Genomic DNA, 12,607 nt, shown 5'->3' with positions numbered 1-12,607 from the left:
GGGGATGTACATTTTGTGGAAAAAAATAAAGTTGATATGGCTACGGCGTTGGTATAAACTGCTCGTATTTATAGGAGTTAAATCCGATGAAGTCTATTATATTGGAGGGAGTGAAGCACTTCCACCGCCTCTTTCGAAAGAAGAGGAAGCAGAGTTACTCGCGAAATTGTCCGATGGTGACCCAAAAGTGCGCGAGGTTTTGATCGAACGAAACTTACGACTAGTCGTCTATATTGCACGGAAATTTGAAAATACAGGGATTAACATTGAAGATTTGATCAGCATTGGCACCATTGGTCTTATTAAAGCGGTAAATACATTTAACCCGGAAAAAAAGATCAAGTTGGCCACATACGCATCGCGCTGTATTGAAAACGAAATATTAATGTATCTAAGAAGAAACAATAAAACCCGTTTTGAAATTTCTTTTGATGAGCCTCTCAATGTGGATTGGGACGGAAATGAATTATTGCTGTCTGATGTGATGGGGACCGACGAAGATATCATTACCCGTGGGATTGAAGATAAAGTTGATAAATCCCTTCTTCGTCGAGCATTGACCACTCTTAACCCCCGGGAAAAACAAATCATGGAACTCCGGTTTGGGCTTGCTGGTAACAAAGAGAAGACACAGAAAGATGTTGCGGATATGTTAGGGATATCACAATCATATATCTCTCGTTTGGAAAAACGTATTATCCGCCGGTTAAAAAAAGAATTTAATAAAATGGTGTGAATCAAAAAGGGGAATTTGTCTGGGATTTTTCCCTTATAAGGTTCTCTCCCACATGTCAAACGGATGAATGGGACGCATATTTTTTCTGCGCACGGACATACTGAACGTGTAAGTAGGAGGAACGCGTAGTTCTCCGTAAGCCACCGTGGGAGGGAACGACATGACACGCAACAAGGTAGAGATCTGCGGTGTGGATACATCGAAACTGCCCGTGTTGAAAAATGATGAAATGCGCGTTTTGTTTAAGCGGCTACAATCTGGTGATGAAATGGCAAGGGAAACGTTAGTCAATGGAAACTTACGTCTAGTCCTTAGTGTTATTCAACGTTTTAACAATCGAGGGGAGTTGGTGGATGATCTGTTCCAAGTCGGTTGTATAGGTTTAATGAAAAGCATTGATAATTTTGATCTCAGCCATAACGTTAAGTTTTCTACTTATGCTGTACCTATGATTATTGGTGAAATTCGCCGTTACTTACGGGATAATAATCCCATCCGAGTTTCCCGTTCGCTCCGTGATACTGCTTATAAAGCCTTGCAAGTTCGTGATCGCCTGATGGGGGAAAAAAACAGGGCTACAGAGCCTACAGTGCAAGAAATTGCAAAAGAGCTGGATATGCCGAAAGAAGATATTGTCTTTGCCCTCGATGCTATTCAGGATCCTGTTTCATTATTTGAGCCGATCTATAATGATGGCGGTGATCCGATTTATGTCATGGATCAGGTGAGTGATGATAAGGAAAAGGACACGACCTGGGTAGAGCATATCGCTCTTCAGGAAGCGATGGTCCGCCTAAATGAGCGGGAAAAAAAGATATTGGACATGCGTTTCTTCCAGGGGAAAACACAAATGGAAGTCGCTGATGAAATCGGAATTTCTCAAGCACAAGTCTCTCGTCTCGAAAAAGTGGCGATTCAACAAATGAATAAACATACACAATAACTCCGGAATTCCGGAGTTTTTTAATGTATAGGTGCGTCCCAAGGATCAGCCAAGTTTTTCTGTTTCAATGGAGATAAACGTTTGTCTCTTGTCATATAAATGCTATAAGAGGAGGGTGTTCAAAAAGTCCGAGCAAACCTCTCGCGCGAAGAAAATCACTTTTTCTTCGTGCGAGGATCATACGAGGAAGAGAATTCGAGAGCCGTCGAATTTCTGCGTCAATTTGCGGAGTGAAGGAGCCCAGCCCTGTCACTTTCAGTGACAAGCTGGCACTAGCGCCTCCGGCTGCATCGCACGTACCAAAAACGTATCCTCGAAAAAGAAAACCACTTTTTCGTCGTGCGAAGGAACGCTTATGAAGTAGCCATCCGGCGCTCCGGTACTCGAAATGGGCTTCCTTGCACTCCAGAGCATAAGGTTTGGCGATAAGCTAAGATTTTCTAAAACTTCTCGGCTCTTTTTGTCCTCCTTTTTGAACACGCACTATAAAGAGATGATCTGGATTTTTAGGGAGGCACCTAATATGTTAAAAATCACCGACCTGCAGTCCAAAGAAGTGGTCAATGTACAAACGGGCAAGCGACTGGGTTCCTTGGGAGACGTAGATATTAACTTGACGACAGGAACAATTGAATCCCTGATCGTTACAGGTTCAGGTCGTTTATTAGGAATGTTTGGACGGGACGACGAGATGATTATTCCTTGGAATCAGATAGCCAAAATCGGAACAGATGTGATCCTTGTCTATGTTTACGGGACAGAAGAGTCGAGTTTTTATCGATAACTATCACATGTATGAAAAAATATGCTAAAATAATGGATAAGATAACATTAGAGGCAGGCTATTTAATTTATGAAAAAAAGTGAACCATTTCTCCTTCATCGTCATCGCCAATGGCTAGAGTTACGGCATTGTCCTTCTGACATAGAGGCTGGCTTTACAACACGTATTGGTGGAGACAGTCATATTCCTTATGAAGAAGCGAATTATGGACTTCACGTTGGAGATCATCAAGAAGATGTAATCGCTAACCGAGAACGCTTGGCCCATAACCTGGGCATCCCACTTTCACGGACTGTTTTCGCTGAACAAGTACATGGAGGAAACGTCCGGAAAGTAGGGGGAAATGATGTTAGCCGTGGTGCATATTCCCTTGAAACGACGATCCCTGATGCTGATGGTCTTTATACGAGAACAAATAACCTCTGGTTGATGAGCTTATATGCGGATTGTGTTCCTCTGTATTTTTTTGATCGAAACCAAACGATTGTTGGAATTGCGCATGCAGGCTGGAAAGGAACAGCTGCTAATATCGGGGGAGAAATGATCCGGCTTTGGCTGGAGAAGGAACATGTGCCCATTGATACGATTGAGGTGGTCATTGGTCCGGCGATTGGTCTGTCGGCATACGAAGTGGATGGGCAAGTGATTTCGGCATTGAGCCAGGTGGTGCCTGCAATAGAACAACCACCGTGGAGATTGCAACGTAACGGACGATATCACGTAGATTTAAAGGAAACCAATCGTCTGCTGCTCGAAAAAGCGGGAGTCCACCCTTCGCGTATTCAGAAGAGCAGTGAGTGCACATACACCAATGAGACTTTATTTTTCTCCCATCGTCGTGCGCAAGGAAGTCGTACAGGAAGAATGATTGCATATATTGGGCTTAATGCAAGGAGTGACCATAAAGATCATGAACATCAAGGAAAACGTTGATGAAATTATAGAAAAAGTTGCCGCAGCTTGCGAGCGGTCAGAGCGGGAGTTAGATGAAGTCACGATTATGACCGTTACGAAATACGTTTCCCCGGAGCGCGTCGACAAAGCAATTGAAGCTGGGGTCGAGCATTTTGGTGAAAGTCGGAGTGAAGGGTTATTAGCGAAACGAGAAGCTATACAAACGCCTGTTTATTGGCATTTTATCGGACGTCTTCAAAGCCGAAAAGTCAAAGAGGTCGTTCATAACTGTGATGTCATTCATTCTCTCGATCGCTTGTCATTAGCCAAGGAAATCAATAAGCGTTACCAACGGGAAAAGCCGATGTCTTGTATGGTTCAGGTGAATGTTTCTGGCGAAGAAACGAAAGCTGGTGTTTCACCTGAGGAACTCGAGGAATTTGTTCGCTCTTTGCAATCGTACGAGCATATTCAAGTTTCCGGACTCATGACCATGGCGCCGCATGTAGATGACCCGGAAGAAGTCAGGCCCTATTTTAAAAAAATGCGTGCACTGCGTGATAAGATTCAGACGTTAAACTTGTCACATGCTCCGTGTCATCATTTATCGATGGGGATGTCCAATGATTATGTACAAGCGGTTGAAGAAGGAGCGACCATCATTCGATTGGGGACAAGCATTGTCGGCAGTGAAATGGTTGATTGAAAAGGAGGGGAGGACATGGGGATTAAATCTCGCTTCAAGCAATTTTTTGACTTTGAAGATGATTATATTGAAGAAGATGTAGAGGTTCCCGATGATGTTGATCGGGAACAATCAACCAAACAAGGAAAAAATGTCGTAAGCTTGCAAAGCATTCAACAGTCTGCAAAGATGATTATAATTGAACCGCAATCCTATGATGAGGCACAGGATGTGGCTGATCATTTAAAAAACCGCCGCTCAGTTATAATTAATTTGCAGCAAATTCCAGGCGAGCAAGGAAAAAAAGTTGTTGATTTTCTAAGTGGAACGGTATATGCCATCGAAGGAGACATCCAAAAGATCGGTTTAAATATTTTTCTCTGTACACCGGAAAATGTTGATGTAAGCGGTGAGGTTTCAGAGTTACTGCAGCATGAAAATGTCGAGTGGTAACACTGAGAATGAATCAACATAAGGTGGCAGGGGTTATGAGGTGAAGCATCCTATGCAATTTATTGGACAAATTTTGCTCATGGCGATTAACGTTTATACAATTGCTGTGTTTATTTACGTGTTATCCAGCTGGATCCCAAATTTACGGGAATCGAATTTTGGGCAAACGCTCGGCAAGATCGTGGAACCCTATCTAGAGCCTTTCCGTAAGATTATTCCTCCTATCGGCGGGATGATTGATATCTCCCCGATCGTAGCGCTTATTGCTTTACAATTTGCAAGCAGAGGTGTTTTAGCGATTTTTGGAGGATAAAACGATTGGATATCTATCAACATTTTCGAAAAGAGGAACTCCCTTTTATCCAGCAGGTCGAAGATTGGAAAAGACAAGTAAACACCATTTATGAAGAAAAATTAACTGGTTTTTTAGACCCACGGGAACAGCAAATTGTTGCATCGGTTGTGGGGCAGGATGAGACGGTTAAATTTGAATTTTTTGGAGGAGTGCCCTTTGCGGAACGACAGCGGGCACTTTTATATCCATTTTACGAACAAGCTGAAGAACGGCGTTTTCAAATTGAATTATTTGAAGTTGACTATGCACGTAAATTCGCGACGATCAACCATCGAGATGTTCTAGGGGCACTCACCTCACTTGGGGTAAAACGTGACCTTTTCGGTGACATCACGGTATCGGAAGAAGTGCTGCAATTTTTTGCAGCGAAAGAGGTTGCGGATTTTGTGCGCCTAAACTTTACAAAAGCTGGAAATACACCGGTACAACTCATTCATCAGCCACTTTCAAAATCCGTCCGTTCGAAGGAAGAATGGCGGGAAGAAACAGGTTTTGTTTCATCTCTGCGCTTAGACGTGGTAATTGCAACCATTTACCGTCTTCCCCGTTCTAAAACGAAACAATACATAGAGCGTGAACGTGTTAAACTGAATTGGAGAATTGTAGATGATCCATCTACATTAGTGAAAGTGGATGATGTTATCTCTTTTAGCAAAAAAGGGAGGAGCAAACTCATGGCTTTGGAAAACCGTTCTCGTAAAGGACGGCTGCGAATTACCTATGGAAGGAAAACGTTATAAGAGGATATTTAAAAAGTTTGGGAAAAATAGCTTTCGAATTTCTGCGTCATCTTGTGAGGTGGAGAAGGCCAGTGTTGTCACTTGCAGTAACGAAAGAAAACCCCTTTTCCTTTGTGAGGAGTGAATGCTTTCGTGGTGCAAGCAGGATTCTCGAAACGGCTTTCTTTCACTTCAGAGCATGAGAAACTCTAGGCTCGCCCTATTGACGATAAGCTAAACATTTTCTAAAACTTCTCGACTCTTTTTGTCCTCCTTTTTGAATACGCACTATAAATTCGAATTTATTATATGTGGAGGTGTCGGTTTTGGCATTAACCCCTACGGATATCCATAACAAGCAATTTTCTAAAACGTTTCGCGGATATGATGAAGATGAAGTAAATGAATTTCTCGATCAAGTAATTAAGGATTATGAGACAACGATCAGAGAAAAGGACGAGCTATTTGGAAAAGTGAATGAACTGGAAGAAAAACTTGACCATTTTTCAAACATAGAGGAAACATTAAATAAATCCATATATGTTGCACAAGAATCGGCGGAAGACGTGAAACGAAGCGCGCAGAAAGAATCCCAGCTGATCATTAAAGAAGCGGAAAAAAATGCGGATCGAATCATCAATGATGCACTTGCAAAATCAAGGAAAGTTGCTCTTGAAATCGAAGAGCTCAAAAAGCAAGCTTCCGTCTACAGGATGCGCTTTAAAATGTTAATTGAGTCCCAGTTGGAGATGCTGCAAGACGAAGATTGGGACAGCCTTGAAGATTCGACAGAAGAAGCGTTGGATCAGTTACCCTATGGCGCTTACGATGAAACGGAATCCCGTTAGCTTGACGTGAAGCAAAATCTCCCATATAATTTTTAAAAAGAGAAATGCATCGACAGGGAAAGTAGTTAGGACATAGGTGTGCCTAAGCGAATCAGGGATGGTGGAAGCCTGATCAACCTTCTTTAATGAAAATCACCCTTGAGCACCGATCTGAAATGTCATAAATGACAGTGTAGGCATCGGCGTTAATCAAACGTTATTTGATCCGAGCGGCTTGCATTTAGCAAGCTTATTAGGGTGGTACCGCGGGTAAGCCTCGTCCCTTGTTAGGGACGGGGCTTTTTAATGCTTTAGCTAAAGGATAAGGCAGCAGGCGCCACCGGCTCGAGTCACATTAGCATAAAGCGGATCCGCTTCGGCGGCAAGGATGGACTTGCGCTTTTTTATATCAACTGAAACTGGAAATGGAGGATTATGATGAACTACAAGAAGACACTGTTAATGCCTAAAACCGATTTTCCCATGAGAGGAAAATTACCGACGAAAGAGCCGGAACAACAAGCGATTTGGGAAGAGGAAAACTTATATCAGAATTTGGCAGAAAAGAATGCTGATAAGCCCCTATACGTATTGCATGATGGGCCGATTTATGCAAATGGTGATATCCATGTCGGGCATGCAATGAACCGAATTCTAAAGGACATCATCGTAAGACAACGCTCCATGGATGGCTATAACGCCCCATATGTTCCAGGTTGGGATGCTCACGGGCTGCCAATTGAAACGGCTCTCACGAAAAAGAAAAAAATTGATCGTAAAAAAATGACCGTTGCCGAATTTCGCCAAGCTTGTGAAGATTACGCTTGGGAACAACTGGATATCCAGCGGAATCAGTTCAAGCGCCTAGGGCTCATTGGTGATTGGGAACATCCATATGTTACGTTAACGTCTGATTTTGAAGCGAATCAAATTCGAGTTTTTGGTGAAATGGCAAGGGCAGGACACGTGTATCAAGGAAAACGACCGGTATATTGGTCTCCATCATCAGAGTCTGCTCTTGCTGAGGCGGAGATTGAGTACCATGACAAACGCTCTCCATCGATTTATGTATCCTTTTCGGTCACCGATGGACAGAATATATTAGAAGAAGGAGACAATATCGTTATATGGACGACAACGCCTTGGACGCTCCCTGGTAACTTAGGAATTTCCGTTCATCCTGAATATGAATACAGTATTTTTCGTTATGAAGGAAAACGATATGTTGTCGCTAGCAAGTTGTATGAAACGGTAGTGGAAGAATTGGAGTGGAAGGAAGCAGAAATCGTTACGACAGTGAAAGGACAGGATCTTGAGCATGTCGTAACAAAGCACCCCTTTTACGAGCGTGATTCCGTTGTGATGATTGGGGATCACGTAACGTTGGATGCCGGTACAGGCGCTGTTCACACAGCACCTGGACACGGTGAAGAAGACTTCCTTATTGGAAAAGATTACGGGCTTGAAGCACTTTGTCCTGTGGATCATAAAGGTGTATTTACAGATGAGGCTCCGGGATTTGAAGGGGAATTTTATGATAAAGCGAATAAGACGATTACGGAAACGCTTGAGGAAAACAAAGCGCTTTTAAAGCTTCAGTTTATTACCCACTCCTACCCGCATGATTGGCGTACAAAGAAGCCTGTCATTTATCGTGCAACGGAGCAATGGTTTGTATCTGTCGATAATATGAGAGATGACTTACTGGAAGCCATTGGACGCGTGAAATGGCAGCCGAAATGGGGAGAAACTCGGCTTTACAATATGGTTCGTGATCGCGGGGATTGGTGTATCTCAAGGCAACGTTCATGGGGAGTACCCATTCCAGTCTTTTATGCTGAAGATGGAACAGCAATTATAAACGATGAAACGATCGATCATGTAGCCCATTTATTTAGAAAACACGGGTCCAACATCTGGTTTGAATGGGAGACAAAAGACTTGCTGCCAGAAAACTTCACTTCAAGTCATAGCCCTGGTGGTACATTCACCCGTGAGATGGATATTATGGATGTCTGGTTTGATTCTGGTTCTACCCACGAGGGAGTGCTTGCAGAACGTGATGATGTCCAGCGCCCGGCCGATCTTTATCTTGAGGGCTCGGACCAATATCGCGGTTGGTTTAACTCTTCACTCATTACTGGCGTGGCTGTCACAGGTGAGGCTCCATACAAAATGATATTAAGCCATGGATTTACGTTAGATGGTAATGGGCAGAAAATGTCGAAGTCATTGGGGAACGTGATCGATCCTGTAAAAGTTACCAAACAACTTGGAGCCGATATCTTACGACTTTGGGTGGCCTCCGTTGATTTTCAAGCAGATGTAAAAATTTCAGATGAGATTTTAAAACAGGTCTCGGAAAGCTATCGAAAAGTCCGGAATACACTCCGCTTTATGCTTGGAAATTTACATGATTTTCATCCAGCCACCGATCGGGTCGAGACTCAAGATTTACAAGATATGGATCTCTATATGCGTGAAAGGCTAAACGACTTGATAAAGCGGGTACAAGAGGGATACCGTCAGTATGATTTCAGTACAGCTTATCAAGCGATTCATCACTTTTGCTCGATTGAACTAAGCGCATTTTATATGGATGTAGCCAAAGATCTGTTGTATTGTGATCAAGCAGATGACCCACGTCGACGCTCGTTACAGACAGTAATGTATGATGCAATTGTCGCGCTTACACAACTGATTACACCGATTACGCCACATACAGCCGAAGAAACGTGGGACTATATTCCGGGAACGAAAACCAATTTCGTGCAACTTACTGACATGCCAGAACCAGTAAGGGTAGAAAATCGTGAAGAAGTTAAAGAACGTTGGGAAACGTTACTTGCAGTGCGTAATGATGTCTTAAAGGCTTTGGAAGAAGCACGAGAAAATAAAGTTATCGGAAAGTCATTGGAAGCGAAAATTATCGTTACCGTACCTGAACCTGCTTATGATTGGCTCATCCAGCTTAGGCAGCCAGAAAAACTGTTTATCGTTTCCGAAGTCGCTGTTCAAAAAAGTGAAGCTGAGGCTCCTAATGGAGAAATCGCTGTTGTAGAAGTTGAAGCAGCAACAGGTGATACGTGTGCACGTTGTTGGCATGTAGCAGATGACATTGGGGTAGATAACGAATTTCCAGACTTGTGCGGACGCTGTGCAAATGTTGTAGCCTCATACAGCTTGGAGGATCTGGAAGTTTAGCCAGCGTTTCATCCGGGTAAACTCCCTCTTTTCACGAAAAGCTAATCGTGTGGGCGAGGAAAGAAGGGAGTGCTTGTGGTGACGGATAAAGAAGTGGCGATTCAAATGCTTTATGATCGAAAGCATGAGTTGGAAAATCATGAAGCCATCGTCAATGATAGTGGAAGGGATAATGAGTTGTCGGTATACGACAATCATCCGGCAGACTCGTCTGATATTTTCTATGAGGCGAGCAAAGATCAGGCTTTACGTTATCACCGTAGTCACGAATATGAGGAAATTCTTCATGCTCTGGAGAAGGTCGAGCAGGGCACGTATGGGATTTGTGAAGAAACGGGTAAGGAAATCCCCGGTGAACGTCTACGTGCCCATCCGATTGCTCGAACCGTTCCAGTAGAGCAGCGGGGGTCTCATCCTCTTGTAGCCCCGCCTCCAGGAAATGCTAGTCCGGAAGTAAACCAGGCGTTGCATGTAAATGGTGATGGAGCACTTGATGGAATCGATATGTGGGAAGCGGTTATGAACACAACCGAAGAGGATGATGGATATCGAGAGACGGCAACGACCGATTTTTGGGTGGAGCAGCCACCAGGGTTCACAGAAGATATAGAGCGCTTTCTAACGACGGATGTTGACGGCTATAGAGGAATTGAACATGTGGATTTTGCCCGCAATGAGGACTACCGCATGCATATGGATGAGGAAGAGAACTGGCGGTAATATACCGCCTTTTCTTTTATGACTGTCTCGTCCGCCAAAAATCAACATAAAAGGGGAGAAGAACTTGATTGCCATTTATTATTTATTGGCGCTAGTGATCATTATTATCGACCAATTCACAAAGTGGCTAGTGGCTACAGGGATGGAGCTTGGGGAGTCTATCCCGGTGATTGAAGATGTTCTACATATTACATCCCATCGCAATGCTGGGGCAGCCTTTGGCATGCTGCAAGGGCAAATGTGGCTGTTTTTCATTGTAACGGCCGTCGCCGTGGTAGCAGTTCTCTATTTTATTCACACATTAGGGAAATCAAGCCTATGGTATGGAATTCCGCTCGGTATTTTACTTGGTGGAACGATTGGAAACTTTATCGATCGACTTTTGCAAGGTGAAGTGATCGACTTTATTGATGTATACATTGGTACTTACAGTTTTCCTATCTTTAATATTGCGGATTCGGCGTTAACGGTCGGTATTATTATTTTAATTGTCAAGATGTTCATGGATGAGCGTAAAGAGAAAAAGGAGCAGACAAATGAATTCTAGGCGCTGGTTTGTGGAGGAAAATGAAACGAATGAGAGGATCGATAAGAGCCTGGTAAAAGCGATCGGGGAATCAAGAACAACCATACAACAATGGATTAATAACGGCTATATACACGTGAACGAAAGGCAGATAAAAAGCAATTATAAGCTGCAAGAAGGGGATGCAATCAGGGTCACTTTCCCGCCAACTCCAGAGACGAAACCCCACCCTGAAAATATTCCGTTAGATATACGCTATGAGGATAATGATTTACTTATCGTGAATAAACCAAGGGGTATGGTTGTTCATCCTGCTCCAGGTCATTCTTCTGGGACACTTGTCAACGCGCTTTTGAATGATAGTCATTCTTTGTCCGATATTAATGGGGAAGTAAGACCAGGTATCGTTCACCGACTTGATAAAGATACGAGCGGGCTGATGGTCGTGGCAAAAACGAACCAAGCCCATCTTAACCTGAGAGAGCAATTACAAACACGCACATTAACCCGAATATACGCAGCGTTTGTACATGGAGATGTTTTCCATGATGAAGGGACCATTAATGCTCCTATAGGGAGGGATCAGAGCGACCGGCAAAAAATGGCGGTTACCGATATAAACGCGAAAGAAGCCATTACGCATTTTACGGTTATGGAACGCTTCTCTGACTATACGATGGTTCAATGCCGCCTTGAAACGGGCCGCACACATCAGATTCGTGTACACATGGCTTACATTGGCCACCCCCTCGTAGCTGATCCGAAATATGGAAAGAAAAAAACGCTGCGTTTTGCAGGTCAAGCCTTGCATGCGCAGCAGATATCCCTGATTCATCCACGTACAAGTGAGCCACTGACCATAACTGCGCCTTTACCTGAGGATCTAGAAATATTGATAGACAAAATACGAAAATCTCGTTGACACTTTCTTTTTTCTCTGTAATAATAACAATAACTAAATATTTGCCTTTAACACAGTCCCGTGAGGCTGAGAAGGATTCGATTGAGTTCTATCAATATATGCACTCGTGTGCGTATGGATAGCAGAAACCGAAACCCCTCTTAATCCCACGTGGATGTGAGGGGTTTTTTTATGGTAAAAAGGAGGACGGATCAGTGGAAAAAGATCAGACTCTACTCGACGAAGATGCGATTCGGCGGACGCTTACACGTATCTCGCATGAAATGATTGAAAAGAACAAAGGGATGTCCAATTGCATTTTACTTGGAATTCAAACGCGGGGTCACCCTTTAGCTGAGCGATTATCAGCAAATATTAAGCGAATTGAAGGTATTGATTTGCCCGTAGGAAGCATCGATATCACGTTATACCGGGATGATCTTGAGAAAAAACAGGAAGAACCCGAAATTCATGAACTCGACTTACCGGAAACCATTGAAGGCAAAAAAATCATTCTTGTGGATGATGTGCTCTACACCGGCCGCACCGTGCGCGCAGCCATGGACGTGTTGATGGATCGAGGAAGACCGAGTCAAATTCAACTAGCGGTTCTCGTGGACCGAGGTCATCGGGAATTACCGATTCGTGCTGATTATGTAGGAAAAAATGTACCCACTTCTCGTTCCGAGCTCATTCGTGTGAATCTAACGGATAACGACGGGGTGGATAAGGTAAGCATTATACAATAACCAATATACAATATTAACGAACCTCTTTAAAACGGTCCCGTGAGGCTGATAAGAGGAAGCCATCATGCACACGTCAGGTGTCTTGATGTTGTTCTCCTCTTTGTCATGGGC

The 12,607-nt window shown here is 43.5% G+C and carries 14 protein-coding genes and 1 other annotated feature; all 14 genes read left to right on the top strand.

Features of this window, described 5'->3' with window-relative positions:
- Window positions 1-13 precede the first annotated feature (13 nt).
- The 14 genes from sigE (at window position 14) to pyrR (ending at window position 12,496) form a co-directional block, all read left to right on the top strand.
- Entirely contained in the window at window positions 14-736 is a 723-nt protein-coding gene (gene sigE, locus HNR44_RS06580; RefSeq protein ID WP_246407005.1) for an RNA polymerase sporulation sigma factor SigE, read from the top strand.
- Between the two features lie 160 nt (window positions 737-896).
- A complete protein-coding gene (gene sigG, locus HNR44_RS06575) occupies window positions 897-1,679 on the top strand; it encodes an RNA polymerase sporulation sigma factor SigG (RefSeq protein ID WP_184403267.1) in 783 nt (260 codons plus the stop codon).
- A 523-nt stretch (window positions 1,680-2,202) separates the two neighbouring features.
- Window positions 2,203-2,463, top strand: coding sequence for a YlmC/YmxH family sporulation protein (locus tag HNR44_RS06570; protein ID WP_184403266.1), 261 nt, complete (start codon window positions 2,203-2,205; stop codon window positions 2,461-2,463).
- A 69-nt stretch (window positions 2,464-2,532) separates the two neighbouring features.
- Window positions 2,533-3,396 carry a peptidoglycan editing factor PgeF gene (pgeF, locus tag HNR44_RS06565; RefSeq protein WP_184403265.1) on the top strand — a complete coding sequence of 288 codons (864 nt, stop codon included), beginning with the start codon at window positions 2,533-2,535 and terminating at the stop codon, window positions 3,394-3,396.
- The gene (locus tag HNR44_RS06560) at window positions 3,374-4,063 is read left to right on the top strand and encodes a YggS family pyridoxal phosphate-dependent enzyme (RefSeq protein WP_184403264.1); all 690 of its coding nucleotides are present in this window, start codon (window positions 3,374-3,376) and stop codon (window positions 4,061-4,063) included. Before pgeF ends, HNR44_RS06560 begins: the two co-directional genes overlap by 23 nt.
- 15 nt (window positions 4,064-4,078) lie before the next feature.
- Window positions 4,079-4,495, top strand: coding sequence for a cell division protein SepF (locus HNR44_RS06555; protein WP_184403263.1), 417 nt, complete (start codon window positions 4,079-4,081; stop codon window positions 4,493-4,495).
- Window positions 4,496-4,547: 52 nt separating this feature from the next.
- Window positions 4,548-4,808: a YggT family protein gene (locus HNR44_RS06550; RefSeq protein ID WP_184403595.1), complete on the top strand. Its 261-nt coding sequence runs from the start codon at window positions 4,548-4,550 to the stop codon at window positions 4,806-4,808.
- Between the two features lie 5 nt (window positions 4,809-4,813).
- A complete protein-coding gene (locus HNR44_RS06545) occupies window positions 4,814-5,590 on the top strand; it encodes a YlmH family RNA-binding protein (RefSeq protein ID WP_184403262.1) in 777 nt (258 codons plus the stop codon).
- Window positions 5,591-5,895: 305 nt separating this feature from the next.
- Window positions 5,896-6,417 (top strand): DivIVA domain-containing protein, encoded by a 522-nt coding sequence (locus tag HNR44_RS06540; RefSeq protein WP_184403261.1) that lies wholly within the window; start codon window positions 5,896-5,898, stop codon window positions 6,415-6,417.
- Window positions 6,418-6,457: 40 nt separating this feature from the next.
- Window positions 6,458-6,684 (top strand) — a binding site (T-box leader).
- A 150-nt stretch (window positions 6,685-6,834) separates the two neighbouring features.
- Complete coding sequence (gene ileS / locus HNR44_RS06535; protein ID WP_184403594.1) at window positions 6,835-9,600, top strand: isoleucine--tRNA ligase; 2,766 nt, start codon at window positions 6,835-6,837, stop codon at window positions 9,598-9,600.
- A 78-nt stretch (window positions 9,601-9,678) separates the two neighbouring features.
- Window positions 9,679-10,320, top strand: coding sequence for a TraR/DksA C4-type zinc finger protein (locus HNR44_RS06530; RefSeq protein ID WP_184403260.1), 642 nt, complete (start codon window positions 9,679-9,681; stop codon window positions 10,318-10,320).
- A 67-nt stretch (window positions 10,321-10,387) separates the two neighbouring features.
- Window positions 10,388-10,867 carry a signal peptidase II gene (gene lspA / locus HNR44_RS06525; RefSeq protein WP_184403593.1) on the top strand — a complete coding sequence of 160 codons (480 nt, stop codon included), beginning with the start codon at window positions 10,388-10,390 and terminating at the stop codon, window positions 10,865-10,867.
- The gene (locus HNR44_RS06520; protein WP_184403259.1) at window positions 10,857-11,768 is read left to right on the top strand and encodes an RluA family pseudouridine synthase; all 912 of its coding nucleotides are present in this window, start codon (window positions 10,857-10,859) and stop codon (window positions 11,766-11,768) included. Before lspA ends, HNR44_RS06520 begins: the two co-directional genes overlap by 11 nt.
- 194 nt (window positions 11,769-11,962) lie before the next feature.
- Window positions 11,963-12,496: a bifunctional pyr operon transcriptional regulator/uracil phosphoribosyltransferase PyrR gene (gene pyrR / locus HNR44_RS06515; protein WP_184403258.1), complete on the top strand. Its 534-nt coding sequence runs from the start codon at window positions 11,963-11,965 to the stop codon at window positions 12,494-12,496.
- The last annotated feature ends 111 nt before the right edge of the window (window positions 12,497-12,607 follow it).

The sequence above is a fragment of the Geomicrobium halophilum genome, assembly GCF_014207655.1.
In the GTDB taxonomy this organism is placed as follows: Bacteria; Bacillota; Bacilli; order Bacillales; family Marinococcaceae; genus Geomicrobium; species Geomicrobium halophilum.
The sequence above is the reverse complement of the archived record's forward strand: the minus strand, read 5'-3'. Positions and strand labels throughout refer to the sequence as shown.

What these genes read in the sequence shown, in the direction of transcription:
- sigG (WP_184403267.1), top strand. Translation starts at nt 897, where the DNA reads ATGACACGCAACAAGGTAGAGATCTGCGGTGTGGATACATCGAAACTG.
- HNR44_RS06570 (WP_184403266.1), top strand. Translation starts at nt 2,203, where the DNA reads ATGTTAAAAATCACCGACCTGCAGTCCAAAGAAGTGGTCAATGTACAA.
- pgeF (WP_184403265.1), top strand. Translation starts at nt 2,533, where the DNA reads ATGAAAAAAAGTGAACCATTTCTCCTTCATCGTCATCGCCAATGGCTA.
- HNR44_RS06560 (WP_184403264.1), top strand. Translation starts at nt 3,374, where the DNA reads ATGAACATCAAGGAAAACGTTGATGAAATTATAGAAAAAGTTGCCGCA.
- HNR44_RS06555 (WP_184403263.1), top strand. Translation starts at nt 4,079, where the DNA reads ATGGGGATTAAATCTCGCTTCAAGCAATTTTTTGACTTTGAAGATGAT.
- HNR44_RS06550 (WP_184403595.1), top strand. Translation starts at nt 4,548, where the DNA reads ATGCAATTTATTGGACAAATTTTGCTCATGGCGATTAACGTTTATACA.
- ileS (WP_184403594.1), top strand. Translation starts at nt 6,835, where the DNA reads ATGAACTACAAGAAGACACTGTTAATGCCTAAAACCGATTTTCCCATG.
- HNR44_RS06520 (WP_184403259.1), top strand. Translation starts at nt 10,857, where the DNA reads ATGAATTCTAGGCGCTGGTTTGTGGAGGAAAATGAAACGAATGAGAGG.